This window comes from Citrobacter braakii (genome assembly GCF_002075345.1).
In the GTDB taxonomy this organism is placed as follows: domain Bacteria; phylum Pseudomonadota; class Gammaproteobacteria; order Enterobacterales; family Enterobacteriaceae; genus Citrobacter; species Citrobacter braakii.
Map to the genome: position 1 here is coordinate 105,453 of NZ_NAEW01000008.1, position 26,990 is coordinate 132,442.

Annotated in this window: 26 protein-coding genes; 21 read left to right on the forward strand and 5 right to left on the reverse strand. The window is 53.3% G+C overall.

Going from position 1 to position 26,990, the window contains the following annotated elements:
• Positions 1-10: 10 nt before the first annotated feature.
• Entirely contained in the window at positions 11-538 is a 528-nt protein-coding gene (gene ppa, locus BZK42_RS17825) for an inorganic diphosphatase (RefSeq protein ID WP_003025726.1), read from the reverse strand.
• A 309-nt stretch (positions 539-847) separates the two neighbouring features.
• Between ppa and ytfQ the strand changes: the two genes are divergently transcribed.
• From ytfQ to BZK42_RS17850, 5 genes are all read left to right on the forward strand, one after another.
• Positions 848-1,804, forward strand: coding sequence for a galactofuranose ABC transporter substrate-binding protein YtfQ (gene ytfQ, locus BZK42_RS17830; protein WP_016155532.1), 957 nt, complete (start codon positions 848-850; stop codon positions 1,802-1,804).
• An 85-nt stretch (positions 1,805-1,889) separates the two neighbouring features.
• Positions 1,890-3,392: a galactofuranose ABC transporter, ATP-binding protein YtfR gene (gene ytfR / locus BZK42_RS17835; RefSeq protein WP_080859619.1), complete on the forward strand. Its 1,503-nt coding sequence runs from the start codon at positions 1,890-1,892 to the stop codon at positions 3,390-3,392.
• 13 nt (positions 3,393-3,405) lie between these two features.
• The gene (ytfT, locus tag BZK42_RS17840) at positions 3,406-4,428 is read left to right on the forward strand and encodes a galactofuranose ABC transporter, ATP-binding protein YtfT (RefSeq protein WP_016155534.1); all 1,023 of its coding nucleotides are present in this window, start codon (positions 3,406-3,408) and stop codon (positions 4,426-4,428) included.
• Positions 4,415-5,416 (forward strand): galactofuranose ABC transporter, permease protein YjfF, encoded by a 1,002-nt coding sequence (gene yjfF, locus BZK42_RS17845; RefSeq protein WP_080859621.1) that lies wholly within the window; start codon positions 4,415-4,417, stop codon positions 5,414-5,416. Before ytfT ends, yjfF begins: the two co-directional genes overlap by 14 nt.
• Positions 5,417-5,519: 103 nt before the next feature.
• Entirely contained in the window at positions 5,520-6,632 is a 1,113-nt protein-coding gene (locus BZK42_RS17850; protein WP_016155535.1) for a methyl-accepting chemotaxis protein, read from the forward strand.
• Between the two features lie 52 nt (positions 6,633-6,684).
• Here BZK42_RS17850 and fbp read toward each other — a convergent pair whose 3' ends face one another.
• Positions 6,685-7,683 (reverse strand): class 1 fructose-bisphosphatase, encoded by a 999-nt coding sequence (gene fbp / locus BZK42_RS17855; protein WP_016151459.1) that lies wholly within the window; start codon positions 7,681-7,683, stop codon positions 6,685-6,687.
• Between the two features lie 175 nt (positions 7,684-7,858).
• Between fbp and mpl the strand changes: the two genes are divergently transcribed.
• From mpl to BZK42_RS17880, 5 genes are all read left to right on the forward strand, one after another.
• The gene (gene mpl, locus BZK42_RS17860; RefSeq protein WP_016151460.1) at positions 7,859-9,235 is read left to right on the forward strand and encodes a UDP-N-acetylmuramate:L-alanyl-gamma-D-glutamyl-meso-diaminopimelate ligase; all 1,377 of its coding nucleotides are present in this window, start codon (positions 7,859-7,861) and stop codon (positions 9,233-9,235) included.
• A gap of 287 nt (positions 9,236-9,522) precedes the next feature.
• On the forward strand, positions 9,523-10,275 hold the full coding sequence (locus BZK42_RS17865; RefSeq protein WP_046275824.1) for a MurR/RpiR family transcriptional regulator: 753 nt from the start codon (positions 9,523-9,525) through the stop codon (positions 10,273-10,275).
• Complete coding sequence (locus BZK42_RS17870) at positions 10,275-11,597, forward strand: 6-phospho-beta-glucosidase (protein ID WP_080859623.1); 1,323 nt, start codon at positions 10,275-10,277, stop codon at positions 11,595-11,597. Before BZK42_RS17865 ends, BZK42_RS17870 begins: the two co-directional genes overlap by 1 nt.
• Positions 11,598-11,613: 16 nt before the next feature.
• Entirely contained in the window at positions 11,614-12,303 is a 690-nt protein-coding gene (locus BZK42_RS17875) for a 6-phosphogluconolactonase (protein WP_016155538.1), read from the forward strand.
• 6 nt (positions 12,304-12,309) lie between these two features.
• Positions 12,310-13,626, forward strand: a complete 1,317-nt coding sequence (locus BZK42_RS17880) for a PTS sugar transporter subunit IIC (protein ID WP_080859624.1) — start codon at positions 12,310-12,312, stop codon at positions 13,624-13,626.
• Between the two features lie 63 nt (positions 13,627-13,689).
• Here the strand turns inward: BZK42_RS17880 and yjgA are convergent, their stop codons facing one another.
• Positions 13,690-14,241: a ribosome biogenesis factor YjgA gene (yjgA, locus tag BZK42_RS17885; protein ID WP_016151465.1), complete on the reverse strand. Its 552-nt coding sequence runs from the start codon at positions 14,239-14,241 to the stop codon at positions 13,690-13,692.
• 95 nt (positions 14,242-14,336) lie between these two features.
• On the opposite strand from yjgA, the gene pmbA reads away from it, so the two are divergent.
• From pmbA to BZK42_RS17940, 11 genes are all read left to right on the forward strand, one after another.
• Entirely contained in the window at positions 14,337-15,689 is a 1,353-nt protein-coding gene (pmbA, locus tag BZK42_RS17890; RefSeq protein ID WP_047358563.1) for a metalloprotease PmbA, read from the forward strand.
• A 47-nt stretch (positions 15,690-15,736) separates the two neighbouring features.
• Entirely contained in the window at positions 15,737-16,123 is a 387-nt protein-coding gene (gene cybC, locus BZK42_RS17895; RefSeq protein WP_080859626.1) for a cytochrome b562, read from the forward strand.
• A gap of 330 nt (positions 16,124-16,453) precedes the next feature.
• On the forward strand, positions 16,454-16,762 hold the full coding sequence (locus BZK42_RS17900) for a PRD domain-containing protein (RefSeq protein WP_016151467.1): 309 nt from the start codon (positions 16,454-16,456) through the stop codon (positions 16,760-16,762).
• 10 nt (positions 16,763-16,772) lie between these two features.
• Entirely contained in the window at positions 16,773-17,135 is a 363-nt protein-coding gene (locus tag BZK42_RS17905; RefSeq protein WP_003830384.1) for an SFCGS family glycine-rich protein, read from the forward strand.
• A gap of 2 nt (positions 17,136-17,137) precedes the next feature.
• Positions 17,138-17,437, forward strand: a complete 300-nt coding sequence (locus BZK42_RS17910; protein WP_016151468.1) for a DUF4312 family protein — start codon at positions 17,138-17,140, stop codon at positions 17,435-17,437.
• Positions 17,438-17,459: 22 nt separating this feature from the next.
• Positions 17,460-18,236, forward strand: coding sequence for a DUF4311 domain-containing protein (locus tag BZK42_RS17915; RefSeq protein WP_005134210.1), 777 nt, complete (start codon positions 17,460-17,462; stop codon positions 18,234-18,236).
• 11 nt (positions 18,237-18,247) lie between these two features.
• Complete coding sequence (locus BZK42_RS17920; RefSeq protein WP_003830379.1) at positions 18,248-18,892, forward strand: DUF4310 family protein; 645 nt, start codon at positions 18,248-18,250, stop codon at positions 18,890-18,892.
• A gap of 58 nt (positions 18,893-18,950) precedes the next feature.
• On the forward strand, positions 18,951-20,084 hold the full coding sequence (locus BZK42_RS17925) for an amidohydrolase/deacetylase family metallohydrolase (protein ID WP_016151469.1): 1,134 nt from the start codon (positions 18,951-18,953) through the stop codon (positions 20,082-20,084).
• Positions 20,068-21,186: a DgaE family pyridoxal phosphate-dependent ammonia lyase gene (locus BZK42_RS17930; protein ID WP_053389029.1), complete on the forward strand. Its 1,119-nt coding sequence runs from the start codon at positions 20,068-20,070 to the stop codon at positions 21,184-21,186. The genes BZK42_RS17925 and BZK42_RS17930 overlap by 17 nt, the downstream gene beginning before the upstream one ends.
• A complete protein-coding gene (gene dagF, locus BZK42_RS17935) occupies positions 21,183-21,923 on the forward strand; it encodes a 2-dehydro-3-deoxy-phosphogluconate aldolase (protein WP_016151471.1) in 741 nt (246 codons plus the stop codon). The genes BZK42_RS17930 and dagF overlap by 4 nt, the downstream gene beginning before the upstream one ends.
• Before the next feature lie 21 nt (positions 21,924-21,944).
• Complete coding sequence (locus BZK42_RS17940; protein ID WP_049043244.1) at positions 21,945-23,858, forward strand: BglG family transcription antiterminator; 1,914 nt, start codon at positions 21,945-21,947, stop codon at positions 23,856-23,858.
• A 32-nt stretch (positions 23,859-23,890) separates the two neighbouring features.
• Here the strand turns inward: BZK42_RS17940 and nrdG are convergent, their stop codons facing one another.
• Together nrdG and nrdD are read right to left on the reverse strand one after the other, a co-directional pair.
• On the reverse strand, positions 23,891-24,355 hold the full coding sequence (gene nrdG / locus BZK42_RS17945) for an anaerobic ribonucleoside-triphosphate reductase-activating protein (protein ID WP_016151476.1): 465 nt from the start codon (positions 24,353-24,355) through the stop codon (positions 23,891-23,893).
• Between the two features lie 175 nt (positions 24,356-24,530).
• Positions 24,531-26,669, reverse strand: a complete 2,139-nt coding sequence (gene nrdD / locus BZK42_RS17950) for an anaerobic ribonucleoside-triphosphate reductase (protein ID WP_016151477.1) — start codon at positions 26,667-26,669, stop codon at positions 24,531-24,533.
• Positions 26,670-26,990: the final 321 nt, after the last annotated feature.

A 26,990-nucleotide genomic window follows, 5' to 3' on the forward strand; every position in this document is an offset into this window, starting at 1 on the left:
TAACGCGAACTTACTTCTTCGCGCGCTCGAAAGAAGCAACGATTTCAGCTTTAGCGGCTTCAGCGTTGTCCCAACCGTCAACTTTTACCCATTTGCCCGCTTCGAGATCTTTGTAGTGTTCGAAGAAGTGGGTGATCTGCGCTTTCAGCAGTTCCGGCAGGTCGGTCACATCTTTGATGTGATCGTATTCTTTGCTCAGCTTAGTGTGCGGAACCGCAACCAGTTTCGCATCTTCACCGGATTCGTCAGTCATTTTCAGCACGCCAACCGGACGGCAGCGGATCACTGAACCTGGCTCCAGCGGGTACGGAGTCGGGACAAGAACGTCTACCGGGTCACCGTCCAGAGACAGGGTGTGGTTGATGTAACCGTAGTTGCACGGATAGAACATCGCGGTGGACATGAAGCGGTCAACGAACAGGGCGCCGCTCTCTTTGTCAACTTCGTATTTGATCGGATCTGCATTGGCAGGGATCTCGATAACAACGTAGATATCTTCCGGCAGGTCTTTACCGGCAGGGACGTTGAGTAAGCTCATGTCTGTTTCCTTTAAATAAGCTATGGCAAACAAGTGGCGGGTATTATAGCCAACTCGCGCTGAATGTCTCCGCTTGTTTTCGCTTTCTCTGCGCTCATTTTCTTCTTTTTACCTCTCTCTCGTGACAGAAAAATCCATATCTTCAGCCGCATTTTTCATAGCGGGATGAAAGCGATTACAAAGTTGTGATTAACGTTTTATTTACTTTTTTGAAGTGTGATGTAACGCAATTCGTTACATGCTCAATTGTCTATAGTTTTTTCGCGACGGTTTATTAACCAACAATAATCACCCTACGAGGACGCACTTATGTGGAAGCGCTTACTTTTAGTCACAGCAGTTTCGGCAGCCATGTCGTCTATGGCAATGGCAGCCCCTTTAACCGTAGGATTTTCGCAAGTTGGCTCTGAATCCGGCTGGCGCGCCGCAGAAACCAACGTTGCGAAAAGCGAGGCTGAAAAGCGTGGTATTACGCTGAAAATCGCTGACGGCCAGCAAAAGCAGGAAAACCAGATTAAAGCAGTTCGCTCATTTGTTGCGCAGGGCGTTGACGCCATCTTTATTGCGCCGGTCGTGGCAACGGGTTGGGAACCGGTTTTAAAAGAAGCTAAAGATGCCGACATTCCGGTCTTTTTGCTCGATCGTTCCATCGATGTAAAAGACAAATCTCTCTATATGACCACGGTCACCGCCGACAACGTGCTGGAAGGTAAATTGATCGGCGACTGGTTGATTAAACAAGTGAACGGCAAGCCGTGTAACGTCGTTGAGCTGCAAGGGACCGTCGGGGCCAGCGTGGCCATCGATCGTAAAAAAGGGTTTGCTGAAGCCATCGCCAGCGCACCAAACATTAAGATTATCCGCTCACAGTCCGGCGACTTCACCCGCAGTAAAGGGAAAGAAGTGATGGAGAGCTTTATCAAAGCGGAAAACAATGGCAAGAACATCTGCATGGTTTACGCCCATAACGATGACATGGTGATCGGGGCGATCCAGGCGATTAAAGAAGCGGGCCTGAAACCCGGCAAAGATATTCTGACCGGTTCCATCGACGGCGTACCGGATATCTACAAAGCAATGATTGACGGTGAAGCCAACGCCAGCGTCGAGCTGACGCCGAATATGGCAGGCCCGGCATTCGACGCGCTGGAGAAATTCAAAAAAGACGGCACGATGCCTGAAAAGCTGACCATTACCAAGTCGATCCTCTATCTGCCGGATACGGCGAAAGAAGAGTTAGAGAAGAAGAAAAACATGGGCTACTAGTTTTGCTGCCGGTCTTCCGTCGGCCTGATGGCGTTGCGCTTATCAGGCCGACGAAAAGGCCGTGATTTCGTACCGGAGGAATGCCATGACCACCGACCCCCATCAGGAAATCCTCCGCACCGAAGGATTAAGCAAATTCTTTCCCGGCGTCAAAGCGCTGGATAACGTGGATTTCAGCTTGCGTCGCGGTGAGATTATGGCGTTGCTGGGAGAAAACGGAGCCGGTAAATCGACGCTGATCAAAGCGCTGACCGGCGTTTACCATGCAGATCGCGGCATGATCTGGCTCGAAGGCCAGCCTATCTCCCCCAAAAATACCGCCCATGCCCAGCAGTTGGGGATCGGTACCGTGTATCAGGAAGTGAACCTGCTGCCCAATATGTCGGTAGCGGATAACTTGTTTATTGGCCGTGAACCGCGGCGTTTTGGCCTGCTGCTGCGCAAGCAGATGGAAAAACGCGCGACGGAGTTGATGGCGTCATACGGTTTTTCCCTCGACGTGCGCGAGCCGCTGAACCGCTTTTCCGTGGCGATGCAGCAGATCGTCGCCATCTGTCGGGCGATAGATCTCTCCGCGAAAGTGCTGATCCTCGATGAGCCCACCGCCAGTCTTGATACCCAGGAAGTAGAAATGCTGTTCGGCCTGATGCGGCATCTGCGCGATCGGGGCGTCAGTCTGATCTTCGTTACCCATTTCCTCGATCAGGTCTATCAGGTCAGCGATCGCATTACCGTTCTGCGTAACGGCGGCTTCGTTGGCTGCCGTGAAACCCGCGAACTGCCACAGATCGAACTGGTCAAAATGATGCTGGGTCGCGAACTGGATACCCATGCGCTACAGCGTGCGGGCCGTACGCTGCTGAGTGATAAACCAGTGGCGGCCTTTAGCGACTTTGGCAAGAAAGGCACCATTGCGCCGTTTGATCTACAGGTGCGCCCTGGTGAGATCGTCGGTCTCGCTGGACTGCTGGGATCCGGGCGAACGGAAACGGCGGAGGTGATCTTCGGTATTAAACCCGCCGACAGCGGCAGTGCGCTGATCAAAGGCAAAGCGCAGACCTTGCGATCGCCGCATCAGGCTTCGTGTCTGGGGATCGGCTTCTGTCCGGAGGATCGCAAAACGGATGGCATTATCGCCGCCGCCTCGGTGCGGGAAAACATCATTCTGGCATTACAGGCGCAGCGTGGCTGGCTGCGGCCTATTCCGCGGAAAGAACAAAATGAGATTGCCGAGCGTTTTATCCGCCAGCTCGGAATTCGCACCCCCAACGCTGAACAGCCGATCGAGTTTCTCTCTGGCGGCAATCAGCAAAAAGTATTGCTCTCGCGCTGGTTACTGACCAAACCGCAGTTCCTGATCCTCGATGAACCCACGCGTGGGATCGACGTCGGCGCGCATGCCGAGATCATCCGCCTGATCGAAACGCTGTGCGCGGATGGTCTGGCGCTGCTGGTGATTTCATCCGAACTGGAAGAGTTAGTGGGCTATGCCGATCGGGTCATTATTATGCGCGATCGCAAACAGGTGGCCGAGATCCCGCTGGCTGAACTGTCCGTACCGGCGATCATGAACGCCATTGCGGCCTAAGGAGACTATGGTGATGCCTCAATCTCTCCCTCAATCCACTCCGCCGCAACGGCGATTCCGCTGGCCAAAAGGCATGCCACAACTGGTGGCGCTACTGCTGGTGCTGCTGGTGGATAGCCTGGTCGCACCGCACTTTTATCAGGTGATTTTGCAAGATGGTCGGCTGTTCGGTAGCCCGATTGATATTCTCAACCGTGCCGCCCCCGTGGCGCTGTTAGCGATTGGCATGACGCTGGTGATTGCCACCGGCGGCATCGACCTTTCCGTTGGCGCCGTCATGGCCATTGCCGGTGCCACCACCGCGGCGATGACGGTGGCCGGGCACAGTTTGCCGGTGGTGCTGCTTGCCGCCTTAGGCTCCGGCATTCTGGCAGGGTTATGGAACGGGATTCTGGTGGCAATCCTCAAGATCCAACCGTTCGTTGCCACGCTAATCCTGATGGTGGCCGGACGCGGAGTGGCGCAGCTTATCACCTCCGGGCAGATCGTCACCTTCAATTCGCCCGAACTGTCGTGGTTTGGCAGCGGTTCGCTCTTACTGTTCCCCACGCCAGTGATCATTGCCCTGCTAACGCTGGTGGTGTTCTGGCTACTGACGCGTAAAACGGCGCTGGGGATGTTTATTGAAGCGGTAGGCATCAACATTCGTGCGGCAAAAAACGCCGGGGTGAACACGCGCATTATCGTGATGCTCACCTATGTGCTGAGCGGTCTGTGTGCGGCTATCGCCGGCATTATCGTCACGGCGGATATCCGCGGGGCAGATGCCAATAACGCCGGATTGTGGCTGGAACTGGATGCCATCCTGGCGGTAGTCATCGGCGGCGGCTCGCTGATGGGCGGGCGCTTTAATCTGCTGCTGTCGGTGGTCGGGGCATTGATTATTCAGGGCATGAACACCGGGATTTTACTGTCGGGCTTCCCGCCAGAACTAAATCAAGTGGTCAAAGCCGTGGTGGTGTTGTGTGTGCTGGTCGTGCAATCACAACGCTTTATCAGCCTGATAAAAGGAGTGCGTGGTCATGATAAAACGTAATTTACCGCTGATGATCACCCTCGGCGTGTTTGTGCTGGGTTACCTCTACTGCCTGACACAGTTTCCGGCCTTTGCTTCAACCAGAGTTATCTGCAATATCCTGACCGATAACGCTTTTCTGGGCATCATCGCCGTGGGCATGACTTTCGTGATTCTCTCTGGCGGGATCGACCTGTCCGTTGGCTCGGTGATCGCGTTTACCGGCGTATTTCTGGCGAAGGCCATTGGCTACTGGGGTATATCTCCGCTGCTGGCGTTTCCCCTGATTCTGCTGATGGGCTGTGCGTTTGGCGCGTTTATGGGGTTACTGATTGATGCGCTGAAGATCCCGGCATTCATTATTACCCTGGCGGGAATGTTCTTCCTGCGCGGCGTCAGCTATCTGGTGTCTGAAGAGTCGATCCCAATTAACCATCCGGTTTATGACATGCTCTCAAGCCTGGCATGGAAAATTCCCGGCGGCGGTCGCCTGAGTGCAATGGGATTGCTGATGTTGGCGGTAGTCGTCATTGGCATATTCCTGGCGCACCGTACGCGCTTTGGTAATCAGGTTTACGCAATTGGCGGCAACGCCACCTCTGCCAACCTGATGGGGATCTCAACCCGGAGCACGACCATCCGTATCTATATGCTGTCGACCGGGCTTGCGACGCTTGCCGGCATTGTCTTTTCAATTTACACCCAGGCGGGTTATGCGCTGGCGGGCGTCGGCGTTGAGCTGGATGCGATTGCCTCAGTCGTGATTGGCGGAACCCTGTTGAGCGGTGGGGTCGGTACGGTGTTAGGAACGTTGTTTGGTGTCGCCATTCAGGGGTTGATCCAGACCTACATTAATTTTGACGGCACATTAAGTTCCTGGTGGACGAAGATCGCGATTGGCATTTTATTGTTTATTTTTATTGCCTTACAGCGCGGTCTGACGGTACTTTGGGAAAATCGTCAAAGCTCGCCAGTAACCAGAGTGGGGACGGTGGCAACACCAAAGTAACATCCTGATTTTTCAATAAACATTTAAATACCTAAACTTTTTCCGGTTGTAGTCGATAGGTTCTGTACAGGTCTGTTTTAACCCTACAACCGGAAATATAACGATGCCAAAATCCCTTTCAATTCGATCAAGTTTGTTGGTGTTATTGTCTCTGCTGACGTTCCTTCTGTTGCTGACCGGCGGTATGGGGCTATATGCCTCTACCCGTATCATTACTTCGTTGATTTACCACGGTATTATGAGTGCCTCGATGTTGGCTGCCCTCGCATTGCTGGCGGTGATTTGGTTCATGCTGCGAAATAAGTTTCTCAAGCCGCTGGATAATATGGTTGAGCAACTGGAACGCCTGGCGACGGGGGATTTGTCGCCGGTTACCGCGCTGTCGGCCAGCGCCGAATTCAACCGTCTGAACGCGGCAATGGATGAAATGCGCCATGCGTTGGGCGACTCGGTACAGCGTGTCCGCGATGCCAGTTTACAAATTGATATTGGTAGCCGTGAGCTGACGGCCGGGAACCAGCATCTGGCGCAACGTACTGAATCGACAGCCACTTCGCTGGAGCAGACCGCCGCCAGTATGGAAGAACTCACGGCGACCGTGAAACAGAATGCGCAGAACGCGGAACAGGCACACCAGTTGGCAAAATCGGTGTCGGATACCGCCGATCGCGGCAGTGAGATGGTGTGCTATGTGATTGAGAAAATGCGCGATATTTCCGGCAGTTCCAGCCGAATCGCCGACATCCTCAGCGTAATCGACGGTATTGCTTTCCAGACCAATATCCTGGCGCTCAATGCTTCTGTTGAAGCGGCACGTGCCGGTGAGCAAGGGCGGGGCTTTGCGGTCGTTGCAGGTGAAGTGCGTAATCTGGCCAGCCGCAGCGCCGAGGCGGCAAAAGAGATCCGCACGTTAATCAGCGATTCACACACCCACGTGGGAGAAGGCAGCGAGCTGGCGCAGCAGGCGGGCGAAACCATGGATGAGATTGCCAATGAAGTGATGCGCATGACCAAACTGATGCGTGAAATTGCCAGCGCGTCGCAGGAACAGAGTCGCGGCATTGAGCAGGTGAATATCGCGGTGATTCAGATGGATGAAACGGCGCAGCAAAATGCGGCGCTGGTACAGCAATCTTCAGCGGCTACCCGCTCGCTGGAAGAGCAGTCACATGCGCTGCTCGAAGCAATGGCGGCGTTTAAAGTACAAACGGCGTAGGGGATAAATTTGCCGGATGATGGCGTTAACACGTCTCATCCGGCAAAGCGTATTACGCGTCCGGGAATTCGCGGATAAAGCGTTCTACATCTTCAACCATATGGTCGTTACCTACGAAGAAGGAGCGACGCTGGTGCAGGCTTTCCGGGGTGATATCCAGAATGCGATCCTTACCATCGCTCGCTTTGCCGCCCGCCTGCTCGGCCAGGAAGGCCATCGGATTGCATTCGTACAGCAGACGCAGCTTCCCTTGCGGGTGGCTGGCTGTGCTTGGGTACAGGTAGATCCCGCCTTTGAGCAGATTACGATGGAAATCCGCAACCAGAGAGCCAATGTAGCGCGAGGTGTACGGGCGCTGAGTTGACTTATCTTCTTCCTGGCAGAATTTAATGTACTTCTTCACGCCGTTCGGGAATTTAATGTAGTTGCCTTCGTTAATGGAGTACGTGCTGCCTTTCGCCGGGAAGCGCATACGTTCCTGGCTGAGGCAGAATACGCCCAGAGAAGGATCGTAGGTGAAGGCGTGTACGCCACAGCCGGTGGTATACACCAGCATGGTGGAAGAACCATAAACAACGTAGCCCGCAGCAACCTGCTTGTTGCCTGGTTGCAGGAAATCCTCTTCCGTGACCGGCGTGCCGACTGGGGTTACGCGGCGATAAATAGAGAAAATAGTACCGACAGAGACGTTAACATCGATGTTGGATGAGCCATCCAGAGGATCCATCAGCACAACATATTTTGCGTGTTCACAGCCTTCAAAGACGACGATTTCATCTTCTTCTTCCGAGGCAATGCCCGCCACAATGTCGCGCGCCTTCAGTGCAGCTTTCAGTTTTTCGTTCGCGAACAGATCGAGTTTTTGCTGAACCTCTCCCTGCACGTTCTCAGCACCGCTGGCACCCAGGATATCGACCAGACCGGCCTTGTTGATATCGCGGTGGATGATCTTGGCGCCCAGCTTTATTGCCGACAACAAAGCAGTGAGTTCACCGGTAGCATGAGAAAACTCGTGCTGCTTTTCGACAATAAATTCACCTAACGTTTTCATAACACTTTCCCTGCAATTTATGTGGAGTAAAGCGACCGCAACAATATTAACAAATATTTCCATTGCCGCGCTTAGGTGAATCGCGCCAGCAAACTACGGAATATCCTGAAATGCGTTTCTCACTTGCCGGACATGTGCGTAAAATGGCCCCCAGATTAAAAAAGGATAGTGACGTATGCGCATTCATATTTTGGGAATTTGTGGCACTTTCATGGGCGGTCTGGCGATGCTGGCGCGCTCACTCGGTCATGAAGTAACCGGTTCGGACGCCAATGTGTATCCGCCGATGAGTACCTTACTTGAGAAGCAAGGCATTGATCTGATTCAGGGTTACGATGCCAGCCAGCTCGATCCGCAGCCGGACTTGGTGATCATTGGCAATGCCATGACCCGGGGTAATCCGTGTGTGGAAGCAGTGCTGGAAAAGAACATTCCGTACATGTCCGGCCCGCAGTGGCTGCATGACTTTGTACTGCGCGATCGTTGGGTACTGGCGGTTGCGGGGACGCACGGCAAAACCACCACCGCCGGAATGGCGACCTGGATCCTCGAAGCCTGCGGCTATAAGCCTGGCTTTGTGATCGGCGGCGTACCGGGTAATTTTGAGGTTTCCGCGCGCCTGGGTGAGAGCGACTTCTTCGTGATTGAAGCGGATGAGTACGATTGCGCCTTCTTCGATAAGCGTTCTAAATTCGTACATTACTGCCCGCGTACGCTGATCCTCAACAACCTTGAGTTCGATCACGCTGATATCTTTGACGATCTGAAAGCGATCCAGAAACAGTTCCACCACCTGGTGCGTATCGTGCCGGGCCAGGGACGCATTATCTACCCGGAAAACGACATCAATCTGAAACAGACGATGGCGATGGGCTGCTGGAGCGAACAAGAGCTGGTTGGTGAACAAGGTCACTGGCAGGCGAAAAAGCTGACCACTGATGCATCCGAATGGGAAGTGTGGCTGGACGGTGAAAATGTTGGCGTGGTGAAGTGGGGCCTGGTAGGTGAGCACAACATGCACAACGGTCTGATGGCGATTGCTGCCGCGCGCCATGTTGGCGTCGTGCCTGCAGATGCAGCTAATGCGCTGGGCTCGTTCATCAACGCCCGTCGCCGTCTTGAGCTGCGCGGCGAAGCCAATGGCGTGACGGTGTATGACGATTTCGCCCATCACCCAACGGCCATTCTGGCAACGCTTGCGGCGCTGCGCGGTAAAGTGGGTGGCACGGCGCGCATCATCGCGGTGCTGGAACCACGCTCGAACACCATGAAAATGGGCCTGTGCAAAGATGACCTGGCGCCGTCGTTAGGGCGTGCGGACGAAGTGTTCCTGCTGCAACCCCCGCATATTCCGTGGCAGGTAGCAGAAGTCGCTGAAGCCTGCGTTCAGCCTGCGCACTGGAGCGGCGATGTGGATGCACTGGCAGATATGGTGGTGAAAACTGCACAGCCTGGCGATCACATCCTGGTGATGAGTAACGGCGGGTTTGGTGGCATCCATCAAAAACTGCTGGATGGCCTGGCGAAGAAAGCCCAGGCAGAAGAAGAGTAAAAAAATGCCCGGTGGCGCTACGCTTACCGGGCTTACGATCCGTTGTGGGCCGGATAAGGTGTTTACACCGTTATCCGGCACTTTCTCAGGAGCACGATCTCCGTTGCCATCCGGCCTTCTGGTTACGCCATACTTCTCAACGGAATGGGAAGCCTCCATATGGAAATTTATAACTCAGATCGCAGAAATTAATTTCTAAATCATAAAATCTATTTCCGCTTTTCCCTTGCTAATATCCCCTCGAGAGCCAATGTGGCGTAAGTGCCACATAATAAAAGGTGCGCTCCATGCGAAAAAATTTAACCAATAATGAACTGCGAGTTTATAAATTCTGTCAGGAGAACCCTGCTGATGTTTATAAAATGAAAATTCATGAACTGGCAGATCGCGTTTATACTACCGCGCCATCTATTTCTAAGCTGGTAAAGAAATTAGGCTTTAATAATTTCCAGGAGTTTAAGGTCAACATTCGGGACGTATTCTCCAGATCGCAAAACTCGCAGCACCATAACGCGTTTGTTAGCGAATATATACAAGAAATGCAGGATGCTTTAGCCAGAGTGTCTGAGAATAAAGTCAAAGTCTTTTGTGATTTTTTGTCCGACTGCAATACGATTATCACCTGGGGATACGGTACATCAGATAGCGTGGCGAACTATGTTAGCTATAATCTGATGGTGCTGGGCTTTAATATCCTCAATGAAACAGACTACACCAACTGTAATGTCCGCAGCCGCTTTCTGACCGCTAACGATTGTATGCTGATTGTTTCCAACAGCGGTGAGTCAGAAATGCTGGAAGAGATAATTTTTAATGCCAGAAAAAACGGCATCAAGGTGGCCGCGATTACCAGCCGGGAAAACTCTACGCTGGCGCTTAAGGCCGATGCGGTCTTGATCTACAAAAACGCCATTATTAAAGATACTGCTTTCGAAAATATAAGCTATCCGATCCAGATAGCCATCGTAGATATTATGCTTTTCCATTTATCCAATGTCAGAAAAGTGTCGTTGAAATTTAATTCAAAAGTAGAAGACTAATGAAAAAACTAAAACTCGTGGTGATTGGTGCGGGTAGCAGCTATACGCCAGAACTGATTGAAGGTGTAATTAAAAACTACCACCAGCTTCCCATCTCTCACATCGCTTTTGTCGACGTTGAAATGGGTAAAGAGAAAATGAACATCATTTTCGATCTCACCAAAAGAATGCTTGCCAAAGCAAATTTACCAATTGATGTCATCCAAACTTTTGACCGCAAAACAGCGCTGCTAGGTGCCGACTTCGTGGTGACTCAACTGCGCGTCGGTGGTATCGATGCCCGAATCGTTGATGAAAAACTGCCGAAGTCATACGGTTTTATTGGCCAGGAAACCAACGGCGCGGGCGGGATGTTCAAAGCTCTGCGCACCATTCCGGTCATCATTGAAATAGCGAATGAAATGAAGGCGATTTGTCCAAACGCCTGGCTGATTAACTTCACCAATCCAGCTTCCATGGTGACAGAAGCGGTACTCAAATACAGCCACAACAATCGGGTCATCGGCCTGTGCAATGGTCCTGTCAATATGACCCATCAGGTGGCCGGGCTGCTGAATGCCAACGTAGAGGATTTATACGTCGAGTTCAAAGGCTCCAACCATATGAACTTTATTACCAAAATTTTGCATAACGGCGTCGACCGTACCCGTGAAACCATCGAGATAATCAACGCCGCTGACGTCGATGCATTGAGCTTTAAAAACATCAGCAATGAGCAGTTTAATAAAGAGCTGCTGGCCGCCACCAATCTGATCCCCTCTTCCTATTTAAAATACTACCTCAAGACGACTGAAATGCTGGCCGAGCAGGAAGCAGCCGAGCAATCACGGGGTGAGATCGTCAAAAATATCGAAGCCGAACTGTTTAAAAAATACAGCGACGTTACGCTTCAGGATAAGCCTAAAGAGCTGGAAGCCCGCGGCGGTGCGCTTTATTCCACCGCCGCGCTGAACGTTATTCGCGCTATTTACCTCGACGATAAGAGCATTCAAACCGTCAACGTTCGTAACGGCGGTGCTATCACTAATTTACCGGAAGAGGCGGTAGTTGAAGTGAACTGTGTGCTTACCCGTAATGGTCCGATTCCAATTTGTACTGGTGAGATCCCATCTCCTGCGAAAGGGATTGTTTCCATGATGAAAGACTATGAAGCGCAGATCGTTAAAGCCGCCGCCACCGGCGATTATCAAGCGCTTATTTCTGGCTTTATTTTCAACCCATTATGCTCAAGCGACACTTCGGGCGTGGCGTTAGTCAAAGAGATGCTGCTGGCCAATAAAAAGTATCTTCCTTTATTCGCCAAAAAGATTGAATCACTTTAATAGCGAGAAGAAACGGATGAAATGTACAACGTTTGATACCAATGCCGCGCTGGCTGAACAGGTCGTTAGTGAGCTATCCGCGCTCAAACCACATTCTCGCGTGCTGATCCCCTCCGGTAGCACGCCTCACTGGATTTACGAAGCACTGGCAGCGACACCGTTTGCCGAACGCCTTACCTTCTTTGCGCTGGATGAGTGGGTCAACGTGCCCAGCGAATCAGATGGCAGTTGTCTGAACATGATTAATCAGGACTTTGTGCACAAATGTGCCTATCCGGTGCGGTTAGTCCATTTCAATCCGTTTGCCTCTACGGCACAAAATATTGCCCATTACCAAACTGCGCTCAACGGTGAAGAGTTTGACTATGTAATTCTGGGCGTGGGAATGAACGGGCATATCGGCTTAAACGAGCCGGGCGTGCCGTTTGATGAGGATTATCTACAAACTCAACTGGATGACGTAACAATTAACGTCGCCAGCCATAAATACTTCTCCGGAGATGTCACCCTCACCGAGGGTATTACCGTCGGGCTGAATAAAATCATCAAGGCTGGAAAAGTGATTGTCATCATCAACCACGATACGAAAAAAGATATTTATCAGGAGATTGTTAACGGCGATGCGCACCACACTCAGGTTCCTGCCATCTATATCAAGCAGTTCCCGCAGGTTAATTATTACGTGACAAAAAACCTTATAGGGTAAGCGGGCATGAGCATAACCTCTCTACTCGAACAAAAGATGTTGCCACTGGCCGAGAAAATCTCGTCAAACATCTACCTGACCGCACTAAAAAATGCGTTTATTGCCCTGATTCCCTTTTTGATTGTCGGTTCATTTTTCGTATTGTTAACCAACTTTCCTGTTAACGGCTATCACGAGTTTATGAGTTCGCTGTTAGGGGAAGGCGTGCTGGATAAGCTCAATTACGGGATTAACGCCAGCTACGGATTAATGACGCTGCTGGTGATTATCACCTTCTCAAAGGAGTTAGTTGAGAAGCTTAATCTCAGCCAAAGTTCCGCTATTTTACCGGTGGCGATCTTCTTCTTAATGTCGCCTGGTCATATTACGACAGGCTCGGGAGAAATCGTCGCCGATGCTTACGCGTTGCTCGACTTTAGCTCTGAATCGATGTTCTTAGGGATTATCGTCACTGTGGTCACCATCAAGGTGGTTCAGTTTCTGGAAAACAGGGCTTTCACCATCAAGATGCCTGCGAGTGTCCCGCCAGAGATTGCCAGGTCGTTTAAATCGCTGGTACCTATCTTCTTGGTGCTACTGTTCTGGATTATCGTCAAGGTGCTGTTTGAGAACACGCCTTTTGGTACGCCGGGGAAATTTATCAGCGTCATGCTGCAACAGCCGTTGCTGTATCTGGGGAATTCCCTCTTATCGCAACTGATTGCTGAGATGATGATCAGTTTCTTCTGGTTCTTTGGGATCCATGGCGACTCTATCATGACATCCGTAATGGGGCCTATCTGGCAAACGCTCAGTGCGCAGAACCTGGCGCAAACTCAGGCCGGGCTGGTAGCGACCAACATCATTACTCAGCAGTTCAGGGATGTCTATTTGATTGCCGGCGGTACGGGTTTTACCGGAGCGCTGTTGATTAGCATCTTTATGGTTGCCAAAAGTACGCGATTAAAGCAGCTCTCACGGCTGGCGGCACCGGCGGCAATTTTTAACATTAATGAGCCGGTTATTTTTGGTTTGCCAATCGTGCTTAATCCGCTGATGCTTATCCCGTTTATCATTACCCCAATGGTGCTGTGTACGGTTACTTATGTGGTTATCGCACTCGGCTGGGTTCCCCCCACCTCTGGTATCTCCATTCCCTGGACAACGCCGATCTTTATTTCTGGTTTCCTCACCACCGGGATTTCAGGCATTGTTTTACAGGCCGTGAATCTGGTTATCGCCACCGCGATTTATACACCGTTCGTGAAGATTTTAGATAAGCAGTATCTGCATGAAGAGAGCCAGTCAGAGAACGCTATGGGCGAAATGCAGCCCCAGCAGTAAGGGCATAGAATCCAGGCCGGATGAAGTATTTACATCATCCGGCACTTTCTGCAGACGAAGAGGTTAGATTTCGTTTTCCGCCAGTTCACGCAGATACTGGAAAATCTGACGTGCTGATTTCGGCGGCTTGTTGCCTTCTTGCTCTTTCTTCGCATTGCGAACCAGAGAACGAAGCTGCTGGCGATCGGCGTTTGGCCACAGGTTCAGCACTTCCGCTACCGCATCATCACCTTCGGCGATCAGGCGATCGCGCAGTTGCTCAAGCTTATGAAACAGTACAACCTGTTGGTTGTGACGGTTTTTCAGCTTGTCCAGCGCCTGACGGATAGGATCAACATCGCGCTGGCGCAACATTTTGCCAATCAGCTGCAGCTGGCGGCGGCGACCTTCCATCTTAATACGCTGGGCCAACTCAATCGCGGCACGTAAATCCGCGTCGAGCGGGATTTTATCCAGCGCGTTTTTCCCCAGTTTTACCAGTTCCACACCCAGGTGTTTTAACTCCTCGGCGTCACGTTTTATTTCACTTTTACTAACCCAGATAATTTCATCGTCTTCGTCTTCGATGTCATCACCGGGAACGTCGTCGAGCCAGTCTTCGGGCTGCTTAGTCATGTCAGGCTCCTTAAAAAAAGAGGCTAATGTTACCAGTTAAGATGCGCACTGAAAAACGGTTCTCTGTTAGACTTCAGAGAAACTCTCTCTACATTATGGCATTTGCGATGAAAGTAATCTCACAAGTTGAAGCGCAGCGTAAGATTCTGGAAGAAGCGGTCTCGACGGCACTGGAATTAGCGTCAGGTAAGTCGGATGGCGCGGAAGTCGCTGTGAGCAAGACCACGGGTATTAGCGTCAGCACCCGTTATGGTGAAGTGGAGAACGTAGAATTCAATAGCGATGGCGCGCTGGGGATTACGGTTTATCACCAAAATCGTAAGGGCAGCGCATCGTCCACCGATTTAAGCCCGCAGGCGATTGCACGTACCGTGCAGGCCGCGCTGGATATTGCACGTTACACCTCACCGGACCCGTGCGCGGGCGTGGCAGATAAAGAACTGCTGGCCTTTGATGCGCCCGATTTGGATCTGTTCCACCCGGCGGAAGTTTCCCCTGACGAAGCTATCGAACTGGCAGCCCGCGCGGAACAGGCGGCGCTGCAGGCCGATAAGCGTATCACCAATACCGAAGGCGGCAGTTTTAACAGCCACTACGGCATCAAAGTGTTTGGTAACAGTCACGGGATGCTGCAGGGCTACTGCTCTACGCGTCATTCTCTTTCCAGCTGTGTCATCGCGGAAGAAAATGGCGATATGGAGCGTGATTACGCCTACACCATTGGCCGGGCGATGGGCGATCTGCAAACGCCGGAATGGGTGGGGGCAGACTGTGCTCGCCGCACCTTATCTCGCCTCTCTCCGCGTAAACTTTCCACCATGAAAGCACCGGTGATTTTTGCCAACGAAGTGGCGACTGGGCTGTTCGGACATCTGGTCGGCGCGATTGCCGGTGGTTCGGTGTACCGTAAATCCACCTTCCTGCTCGACTCGCTGGGCAAACAAATTCTGCCGGAATGGCTGACTATTGAAGAACATCCGCACCTGCTGAAAGGGCTGGCGTCGTCGCCGTTCGACAGCGAAGGCGTACGGACCGAACGGCGTGACATTGTTAAAGACGGCGTGCTGACCCAATGGCTGCTGACCAACTATTCCGCACGTAAGCTGGGACTGAAGAGCACCGGTCATGCGGGCGGGATCCACAACTGGCGAATTCCGGGACAGGGTCTAAGCTTCGAGCAGTTGCTCAAAGAGATGGGCACAGGTCTTGTGGTTACCGAGCTGATGGGGCAGGGCGTTAGCGGCATTACCGGCGATTACTCTCGCGGCGCGGCGGGTTTTTGGGTCGAAAACGGCGAAATTCAGTATCCGGTGAGTGAAATTACCATCGCCGGGAACTTAAAAGAGATGTGGCGCAATATTGTGACCGTAGGCAACGATATTGAAACGCGCAGTAATATTCAGTGTGGTTCGGTATTGTTACCGGAGATGAAAATCGCCGGGCAATGATACTCGTTAAGGCGTTAATTTTTTAATAATAAAAAAGGAAGTGAGCAATGCGTAAACACCTGTTAGCGATCGTCGCGGCTTCAACGCTGGTTCTTGGTTCTTCTGCGTTTGCAGCCGATCTCGAAGATGACATGGGGATCCTCAACGACAACCTGAAGATCGTCGAAAAAACGGACAATGCGACTGAACTGAAAGACGCGTTGACCAAAATGCGTGCAGCCGCGCTGGATGCTCAAAAGGGAACGCCGCCGAAGCTGGAGAGCAAATCCCCGGACAGTCCGGAGATGAAAGATTTCCGCCACGGCTTTGATACGCTGATCGGTCAGATTGACGGCGCGCTTAAACTGGCGAACGAAGGTAAAGTCAAAGAGGCGAAAGCCGTTGCGGAAGACCTGAAAAAAACGCGCAACGAAAACCACAAGAAGTTCCGCTAATCTACTCTATCCGGCCTGCATAACCGTAGGCCGGATAAGACGCTGCGCCCCTGCATCCCATAAGTAAACGCTATCCCCATCACATTTTTTCATTTTTATCGTCCATTCATTGTTCGCATTTCCTTCCATTTTGCTGCTCACTCTTGCGATCTCAATCACATTCTTCCAGTGATTAATCGTGGTCCCGGCCCTTTTTGCGGCACAGATCACTATCGCTGCGCCCCTTTCCACTTCGAAGTGGAAAACAACTCGCTACAAACTTTTAACCCCCACCGCTAAGTTACCCTCAGAGCCACTAGTGGGGTAAGACGAGTGAATAACGGAGCTGTAATGAATGACATGGGGGAATCGGTGGAACTGGCCGACCGCATGCTGGCGCAGGTGTATGCCTTGCTGCGTGAACGCCACATTATTCCCAACGCTGTACAGGAACAGATGCTGACGTCGCATGTTCGCGCCATGGCGCACCGCTCGGTAACGGGTGAACCCTTACCAGAAGTCGATGCCAGCTTGTTTGATGAAATTTCTGCCGAATCAATGGCGCTTGCCCGTGACGTGGTCGCTGAGTTTGGCAATCTTCCTGAGGAAGAGGCCTGGCTGCTGTCGGTGCACTTCGAAGTCGCGAAAGACAACCTTTAAGGAGCAAAAGATGGAACAGATTACCGTAGTGATTGGCGATCGTCTGGGTAAAGGCCAGAAAGTGGCGGCAGGCGTTGAGAAAGCGGGCGGCCGTGCGGTTGTGGTGCCGGGCGTTGCGGCAGATATGAAGCTGGGTGACGTGATGAAAGCGGAAAACGCCACCTTTGGTATCTCGTTTTGCGGCAGTGGCGGCGCGGGTGCGATTACCGCGCAGACCAAATACGGCTACAAGGCGAAATACGGCATGCGCTCGGTTGATGAAGGGGTCACGGCCATCAACGAAGGTTGCAACGTGCTGGGGTTCGGTTTTATGGACAAAGAAGAACTCGGTGAGCGCCTGGTACAGGCGTGGCAAAAGAAACACGGCGCTTAAGCATGAAAGAACAATTCACCACCACGGTGAGAGTCACTGGCAAGGGCGAGGCCAAAGCACGCGCCTTTGCCGATGCCCTGAACCACGTTCAGGCTGCGGTGATGAAAGCGTCGCCGCATATCTTACTGCGTATTGAGCCACAGGATGTGCAGGTTGTTCAAGCGCGTGAATCGGTGCGCAAAGAGGCATTTTTATTCCTCTTTTTGCGCCGGGAAAGACGCACCTTCAGCGTGGAGCTGGACGTGACCGTCAACGTGACTGCCATCAATCTCGACAAGGTGGATTTCGTTACGCAACGCTGATTCTTTATTAAAAGGCATAATTATGTTCCTGATAATATTAATAAAATCGCTCATCATCGGCGGCCTGGTTGGCGTCGGTGTCGGCGCTGGGGCTGCACGCATGTTTCATGCGCCTACCACTCAAGGGATGGGCGCGTTTCGTACTCTGGGAGAACTGAATTCCTGCGAAGGGGATCCGGCTTCTCACTTCTCGTTCGGCCTGGGCTTCTTCTTTAACGCCTGGGCTTCCTCCGTTGCGGCGGGGGCGTTCACTCAGGACGTCGACCATCGCATCATCCCCAACTGGGGCGCTGCTGCGCTGATGGTTAAAAACCGCAACGTCGGTGAAACGCTGCACGATCCCAAGCGCATGGCGATTGCCTGCGGCGTTATCGGGATGATCGTCGTGACCTTCCTGAACCTCACGGCGTCATCCGTACCGGAAGCGTTGCAGGTGACCGCCGTCAAGGTGCTGGTGCCTGCGGCTAACCTGCTGGTCAACACCGTGATGCCAGTGATCTTCTGGCTGGCGGCGATCGATGCCGGTAAAAAATCAGGCTTCTGGGCCACCGTCTTTGGCGGCGCGGCGCAGCTGATTATGGGCAACGCCGTTCCGGGTCTGGTCCTTGGCATTCTGATCGGTAAAGGCGTGGAAGAGAGCGGCTGGAACCACGTCACTAAAGTGATGATGGTGGCTATCGTCGCGCTGTTTGTCCTGAGCGGCTTCTTCCGCGGCTTCGACATGAAGATGATCGAATCCTTCCATCTGACCGTGCCTAACTGGCTCGAACTGATCCACAACTCGCTCAGCGGCAAATAACGGAGGCCATCATGGAACAGAATAAAGGTTTTTGGTTCGCTGACTGGTCGTTCCCGATCTTCGTTGGCCTGCTCTCCTCTGGCGTATTTGCCGGAACGCACATGTACTACCTGTACGGTATTGGCGCATTTAACGAAGTCGCTTTTGTGGCGATGCTGAAGGCGGGAATGGACACCGGCTCCTACGGGGCGGTGGCGGCATTTGGTGCAAGCTTCCTGTTTGCCCGCATCATTGAAGGTTCGCTGGTGGGGATTCTGGATATTGGCGGGGCGATTCAGACCGGGGTCGGGTTAGGTGTTCCGGCGCTGCTGTTGGGCGCAGGTATTATCTTCCCGGTTGCCAACTTCGCAGCGTCGCTGGTCACCGGTCTGGTGATTGGTCTGGCGATTGGCTACATCATTATTCTGGCGCGTAAGTTCACCATCAATCAGAGCGACTCGACCTACGGTGCGGATGTCATGATGGGGGCCGGTAACGCCTCCGGTCGCTTCCTCGGACCATTGATTATCCTCAGCGCGATGACGGCGTCTATCCCTATCGGCATCGGTTCACTGGCGGGCGCGCTGCTGTTTTACCTGTGGCAGAAACCGATCACCGGCGGGGCGATCCTTGGGGCGATGATCCTCGGGTCCATCTTCCCGATTGCCATTAGCTAACTGTTGATTTGTAGGCCGGATGAGGCGGTTGCGCCGCCATCCGGCAAAGGAGAGAGCGATGTTTGATTTACTCCTGCGCCGTGCGCGCCTTGTTGACGATACGGTGAGCGATATTGCGCTCAAAGACGGCAAAATTGCGGCGTTGGGCGACGTAGATGGCCCGGCGCTGAAAACCATCGAACTTGGCGGCGAGTACTACGTCAGCGCAGGTTGGATTGATTCCCACGTTCACTGCTATCCGAAATCCCCGATTTATCACGACCAGCCGGACAGCGTCGGTATAGCTACCGGCGTTACCACGGTGGTGGATGCGGGCAGTACCGGGGCGGACGATATCGATGATTTTTATACCCTGACCCGGGAAGCGGCCACTGAAGTGTATGCGCTGCTGAATATCTCCCGCGTTGGGCTTATCGCCCAGAACGAGCTGGCTAATATGGCCAACATTGACGCCGATGCGGTGCGACAGGCGGTGAAGCGCCATCCTGATTTTATCGTCGGCCTGAAGGCGCGCATGAGCAGCAGCGTGGTCGGTGAAAACGGCATTACGCCGCTGGAGCGCGCCAAAGCGATGCAAGCGCAGAACGGTGACCTGCCGCTGATGGTGCACATCGGCAACAATCCGCCGGATCTGGATGAGATCGCCGAACGCCTGACCGCGGGCGACATCATTACCCACTGCTACAACGGTAAGCCGAATCGCATTCTGACGCCGCAAGGCGAGCTGCGGGCGTCAGTGACGCGGGCGATTTCACGCGGTGTGCGTCTGGACGTTGGGCATGGCACTGCCAGCCTGAGCTTTGCGGTGGCAAAACGCGCTATCGGTCTGGGCATTTTGCCGCACACCATCAGCTCCGATATTTATTGTCGCAACCGTATCAGCGGCCCGGTGTATTCCCTGGCGAATGTGATGTCGAAATTTCTCGCCATTGGGATGTCGCTCCCGCAGGTCATTGAGTGCGTTACTGCCAATGCCGCCGATGGTCTGCGCCTGAAACAGAAAGGGCGACTGCAGGTTGGTCTGGATGCCGATTTAACCCTCTTTACGCTTAAGCGCCAGCCAACCGTGCTGGTAGATGCAGAAAACGACAGCCTGCAGGCTGAACAACTGCTGGTGCCGCTTGCCGCAATACGTGCGGGCAAGGGCTATATGACCGAACAAGGGAGCGCGGAACATGCCTTCGATTTTTGAGAAATACAATTTAAAACAGGTGATTAACACCTCAGGCCGCATGACGGCGCTCGGCGTTTCTACGCCACGACCAGAAGTGGTTGAGGCCGCAATGGCGGGGATGAATCAATATTTTGAGATGAAAGACCTGGTCAATAAGACCGGTGACTACATTGCGAAATTGCTGGAGGTGGAAGGGGCTACCGTCGTCTCCTGCGCTTCGGCCGGAATCGCCCTGTCAGTGGCTGGAGTGCTGGTTAAGGACAGCGACTGGCTGCTGGAGAACCTGCACGTCGCGCCGATCGAGAACAACGAAATCGTGCTGCCCAGAGGCCACAACGTCAACTTTGGCGCTCCGGTTGGCACCATGGTGGCGCTCGGCGGCGGCAAGCTAGTGGAAGCGGGTTATGCCAACGAATGTTCCGCCGCTCAGCTGGCGGCGGCCATTACGCCACGCACGGCGGCCATTCTGTATATCAAATCTCACCACTGCGTCCAGAAAAGCATGCTCAGCGTGGAACAGGCTGCGGTGGTGGCGCGTACGCATAATCTGCCGCTAATCGTGGATGCGGCGGCGGAAGAGGATTTGCAGTGCTACTACCGGGTTGGTGCGGATCTGGTGATTTATAGCGGTGCGAAGGCGATTGAAGGGCCAACCAGCGGCCTGGTGATTGGCAAAACCCAATACGTTGAGTGGGTGAAGCGCCAGACCGCGGGGATTGGTCGGGCGATGAAGGTGGGCAAAGAGGGGATTCTTGGCCTGACCTGCGCCATCGAACTGTATCTGAACGCGCAGAAAGAGAGCGGCGCGGAGATGGTCGAGAAAATGACGCCGTTCATTAATGCGTTAAACCAGCTTCACGGCGTAAGTGCCCGCGTGGTGTGGGACAGCGCAGGGCGCGACATCGCGCGCACCGAAATTAAGTTTGACGAAGCGGCAACCGGCATCGCCACAGGTGAACTGGTCGACGCGCTCAAGCAGGGAGAGTACGCGATTTACTTCCGTGGTTACAAAGCTAACGAAGGCATTATCGAAGCCGATGTGCGCAGCGTGGATCGCGCGCAACTGGAGATTGTGGCCCGTCGAATTGGTGAAGTGATTTCGCAGGAGAAAAAAGCATGAAACTGACCCCTAACTTTTATCGCGACCGCGTCTGCCTGAACGTGCTGGCGGGCTCCAAAGAAAATGCCCGGGATATTTACGCGGCGGCGGAAGGACACGTGCTGGTCGGTGTGTTGTCAAAAAATTACCCGGATGTCGCAAGCGCGGTCGCGGATATGCGTGAATACGCAGCGCTTATCGACAATGCCCTCTCCGTGGGGCTGGGGGCGGGCGATCCCAACCAGTCGGCGATGGTCAGTGAAATCTCCCGTCAGGTGCAGCCACAGCATGTTAATCAGGTCTTTACCGGCGTGGCGACCAGCCGCGCGCTGCTGGGTCAGCAGGAGACGGTGGTCAACGGTCTGGTCTCGCCAACCGGCACTCCGGGCAGGGTGAAAATCTCCACCGGTCCGCTGAGCAGCCAGACGCCGGACGGCATTGTGCCGGTAGAAACCGCGATTGCGTTGCTCAAAGACATGGGGGGGAGCTCGATTAAATACTTCCCAATGGGTGGCCTGAAGTGTCGTGAGGAATACATTGCAGTCGCCCAGGCCTGCGCCCGTCATGACTTCTGGCTGGAGCCAACTGGCGGTATCGATCTGGATAATTTCACTGAAATTTTGCAGATCGCCCTGGATGCCGGAGTGAGCAAAATCATTCCTCACATCTATAGTTCGATTATTGATAAGGTGAGTGGTAACACCCGCCCGGACGACGTGCGCCAGCTGATGGCGATGACCCGGGCCTGCGTAGGCTAACTGACTGATGAGGAAACTGACGTGCGATTCCCCAACCAACGTTTAGCGCAGCTGTTTGGCATGCTGCAAAACGAAGCGCTTCCACAGGACGAGCTGGCGCAGCGGTTGTCGGTTTCCACACGCACCGTACGGGCGGATATCACTGCGCTAAACGCGCTGCTCACCCAGTACGGCGCGCAGTTTGTCCTCAGCCGGGGTAACGGTTATCAACTCAAAATTGACGACCCGGCACGTTATCATGCCCTGCAAACGCAGCGGCCAGACGCGTTGCTGCGCATCCCTCGCACCAGCCAGGAGCGGGTGCACTGGCTGGTGGTTCGTTTTCTGACGTCGGCCTTTTCGCTGAAGCTAGAGGATTTGGCTGATGAATGGTTTATCAGCCGCGCGACGCTGCAAAACGATATGGCTGAGGTGCGCGAGCATCTGCAACGTTATCATCTGACCCTGGAAACGCGCCCCCGTCACGGTATGAAACTGTTTGGCAGCGAGATGGCGATCCGCGCCTGTTTGACCGATCTGCTATGGACGCTGGCACAGCAGGATCCACAGCACCCGCTAGTGACGCAAGAGGCACTAAATGCCGGGATCCCTGAACAGCTACAACCTGTTTTGCAGGATATTTTTGCCCGTTTTCACATTCGCCTGACCGATGAGGGTGAGCTGTTTTTGCGGTTGTACTGCGCGGTGGCGGTACGGCGGATTAGCGAAGGGTATCCCCTCCCGGAGTTTGCCGCAGAAGAAGCCGAGCAATCGGTGTGCCTGGCCACGCGGGAAATCGCAGCGGTATTGCACCGACTGGCGGATAAACCGCTTACCGTTTCCGAAGAGAACTGGCTGCAGGTGCATATCGCCGCCCGCCAGGTACAAGAGATCGCCCCCAGCGCCATCAATGCGGATGATGACGAAGCGCTGGTCAATTACATCCTGCGGTTTATCAACAGCCAGTACAACTACAACCTGTTGAATGACAAACAGTTACATGCTGACCTGCTGACGCATATTAAGACGATGATCACCCGGGTGCGTTACCAGATAATGATCCCCAATCCGCTACTGGAAAATATTAAACAGCACTACCCGATGGCGTGGGACATGACGCTGGCCGCCGTCTCGGGATGGGGAAAATATACGCCGTACACCATCAGTGAAAATGAGATTGGCTTCCTTGTGCTGCATATTGGCGTCGGGCTGGAGCGTAGTTACAACATCGGTTACCAGAGGCAGCCGAAAGTTCTGCTGGTATGCGATGCTGGAAATGCGATGCTGCGGATGATTGAGGCGGTGCTGGCGCGTAAGTATCCGCAGATAGAAATCGTTGATACCGTGACGCTACGCGACTACGAACAGCGGGAAAGCATCAGCGAAGATTTCGTCATCTCTACCGCGCGGGTTGGTGAAAAAGATAAGCCTGTGGTGATGATTGCACCGTTCCCTACCGATTATCAACTGGAGCAAATTGGCAAACTGGTGCTGGTCGACAGAACCCGTCCGTGGATGTTGAACAAATTCTTCGATGCCGCCCATTTTCGTGTGATCGACGAGCCAATGGATCAACAAACGTTGTTCAACGTTTTATGTCGCCAGTTGCAGGATGAAGGCTTTGTCGATGCGGAGTTTCTTGATTCGGTGGTTGAACGTGAGGCCATCGTCAGCACCATGCTGGGTGACAGCATTGCCCTGCCGCACGCCCTCGGTCTGCTGGCAAAGAAAACGGTGGTCTACACCATCCTCGCCCCGCAGGGTATCGCCTGGGGGGATGAAACGGCGCATGTGATCTTCCTGCTCGCCATCAGCAAAAGCGAATACGAAGAAGCGATGGCGATCTACGATATTTTCGTCACCTTCCTGCGCGAGCGCGCGATGACGCGACTCTGCGCATGCCGGAATTTCAGCGAGTTCAAAACGGTTGCAATGGAGTGTGTGAGCCGTTTTTGAGGGGCGGAAAACAGAACCTCTACTGCTGGAAATTAACGCAAGTGATGTACAACCTGATTACTGCTCCCGCGCCAGATTAGCGCCGGGTCTTTGAGATCCTGCACGTATTTGCCATCGACCAACACGTTGATGAGATCCACCACCTGCATTTGCGCGGCATCGAGTTCATCGAGCTTGTAGCCGGTCCACACCCAGATGTCTTTTCCCGGACACTCAGCGCGAATGCGCTGCACCAGTTGCAGAATATCCGGCACGTTTTGTGGATGCAGCGGATCGCCGCCGGAGAGCGAGATCCCCTGACGGTGAATACGCGTGTCGTTCAGATCGGCAATGATCTTGTCTTCCATCTCTTTGCTAAACGGCTGGCCGGAATTGAGCCGCCAGGTGCTTTTGTTATAGCAACCGGGGCATTCATGCACGCATCCTGAAACAAACAGGGTACAGCGAGTACCGGGACCATTAACGATGTCGACAGGGTAATACTGATGGTAATTCATTTTCGCTTCTCATCCGTTTATCAATTCGCGCCATAGCTGCGTTCGTGCGCCCGAGTCACTTACTTATGTAAGCTCCCCGGGACTTACTCATTTGCTGCCTTGCTATGACGTGAATTGCGTTGCGGAAATAATGGCCCGAAAAGCGTCGCATCGCCGGGCAATAAAATCGTCTAAATTAACCGATCTGCCCGTTCCCTAAATGCTTAACGCGGCGCTTCACTTCTTCCTGCTTACCGGCGTTAAACGGACGTGCGTCCGGGCTGCCTAAGTAACCGCAGACGCGGCGGGTGACCGATACGCGGGCGGCGTCGTGGTTACCACATTTCGGGCAGGTAAAGCCTTTGCTGGTGCACTCAAATTCACCGGTAAAGCCGCACTCGTAGCATTCATCGATTGGCGTGTTGGTCCCGTAATAGGGCACGTGCTGATAGCTATAATCCCAGACGTCTTCCAGCGCTTTCAGGTTGTGCTGAATATTCGGGTATTCGCCGTAGCAAATGAAGCCCCCGCTTGCCAGCGGCGGGTACGGCGCTTCGAAATCGATCTTGTCGTACGGGTTAACCTTCTTCTCCACGTCGAGGTGGAAGCTGTTGGTGTAGTAGCCTTTGTCGGTCACGCCCGGGACCACGCCAAATTCGGCGGTATCCAGACGGCAGAAACGGTCGCACAGGTTTTCACTTGGCGTGCTGTACAGGCTAAAGCCGTAGCCAGTCTCGTCTTTCCACTGATCGACCGCCTGACGCAGGCGTTCCACAATGGCGATACCTTTGGCGCGCAGCTGCTCGCTGTCATACACATGCTTGTCGCCAAACAGCGCATTGATGGTTTCGTGAATACCGATGTAGCCCAGAGAGATGGATGCACGACCATTTTTAAAGATTTCTGACACATCATCGTCCGCTTTCAGACGCACGCCGCAGGCCCCTTCCATATACAGAATGGGCGCCACGCGGGCCTTCACGCCTTCCAGGCGCGCAATGCGGGTCATCAGCGCTTTACGCGCCAGCACCAGACGATCGTCGAGCAGTTTCCAGAAGGTGGCTTCATCGCCATGCGCTTCCAGCGCGATACGCGGCAGGTTGAGGCTGATAACGCCGAGGTTGTTACGTCCGTCGTGAATCTGCTCGCCGTTCTCGTTTTCCCACACGCCGAGGAAGCTGCGACAGCCCATTGGCGTTTTGAACGAGCCGGTCACTTTGACCACCTGATCGTAGTTCAGGATGTCCGGATACATACGCTTGCTCGCGCACTCCAGTGCCAGCTGCTTGATGTCGTAGTTCGGATCGCCAAACTTGTGGTTCAGACCGTCACGAATCGCGAACACCAGTTTCGGGAACACTGCGGTTTTACGATTTTTACCCAGGCCGGCAATACGGTTACGCAGAATGGACTGCTGGATCAAACGCGATTCCCAGCTGGTTCCCAGGCCAAAACCAAAGGTCACGAACGGCGTCTGACCGTTGGCGGTATGCAGGGTGTTCACTTCATACTCGAGAGACTGGAATGCGTCGTAGCACTCTTTCTCGGTACGGGAATGGGCATAACCGTCGGCGTCCGGGATTTGCCACTCTTCAGCGGTTTTACGATGTTTATTAAAGCTCTCGGTGACGAACGGCGCGAGAACTTCATCAATACGGTTAATGGTGGTGCCGCCATAAATATGGCTGGCGACCTGCGCGATAATTTGCGCGGTGACGGCGGTCGCGGTAGAGATGGATTTTGGCGGTTCAATCTCCGCGTTACCCATCTTAAAGCCCTGCGTCAGCATGCCTTTCAGGTCGATCAGCATGCAGTTAAACATTGGGAAGAACGGAGAGTAGTCGAGATCGTGATAGTGAATATCACCACGCTCGTGCGCCTGGACGACATCACGCGGCAGCAGGTGCTGACGCGCATAGTGTTTGGCAACGATACCGGCCAGCAGGTCGCGCTGGGTTGGGATTACTTTGCTGTCTTTGTTGGCATTTTCATTCAGCAGAGCAGAGTTGGTTTGCTCAACCAGACCACGAATTTCCTGGTTCAGACGGCCACGTTTTTCACGCTGGATATCACGGTCGTGGCGATATTCGATGTACGCACGGGCGAGTTGTTTGTACGGGCCAGACATTAGCTGGTTTTCTACCGCTGTCTGGATCTCGTTGATATCGACCTTGCTGCGCTCATTCATCTGACTACTAACGACTTCTGCGACGGTGGCACAGTAATCTGCGTCATCGACTCCCGCTGCTTTAGCTGCACGCAGAATGGCTTCTTTGATGCGCTCTGATTTAAACGGCACTTTACAGCCATCTCGTTTCATCACATGCGGTGTCATGATCACTCCATATTTATAAGAACAGGTTATCCACAGAGGTTGGGGAGGCCATCAGGGCTTTATTCATCTCTATTGCCAATGACTTCCCGCAATCCTGACCCACTTTATCCACAATTCCACCGTGAAGCGGTGCACTGTAGTTGTAGCAATTGTAGTCGATTAATACAACATATTGGGTCGGCGTGCATTTTAAGTTCTATATGTAGTGATTTGCATCAAGGATGTTTACGATTTATTTGATGTAGCGCAAAGTAAAAATCGGAGCGTACAGATGACGGGCACTACAGCCGATTGTAAATTGTGGGCAGAAAATTCTGATTA